The 237-nt window shown below is 35.0% G+C and carries 1 protein-coding gene; it reads left to right on the forward strand.

The features are described from left to right. A partial coding sequence (locus tag R0K30_RS23445) for a hypothetical protein (RefSeq protein WP_410613421.1) occupies window positions 1-237 on the forward strand: 237 nt, incomplete at both ends.

Consider the following 237-nt stretch of genomic DNA (forward strand, 5'->3'; position numbering starts at 1 on the left):
CTATGTATCTTTTCTAGTTCAACGATAGCTAATGAACAATCTTTAACAACAGAGTGTTCAACTTGTTTTTCTTATGAGCAGTTTAAAACTTTAGCGAAGTCAAATGCTCAGCTTGATAAAACCCGTGATGTTTACGTAATGAATCTAGAAACATTAACTATTAAAAAGTTCGAAGTTTCAAAAAGGTTTAGCGGTTACAAAACCCTTACTGGGACTGGTGATGAACCCGATAGGCGT

Source organism: Bacillus sp. SIMBA_154, assembly GCF_046536015.1.
Taxonomy (GTDB): domain Bacteria; phylum Bacillota; class Bacilli; order Bacillales; family Bacillaceae; genus Bacillus; species Bacillus pumilus_P.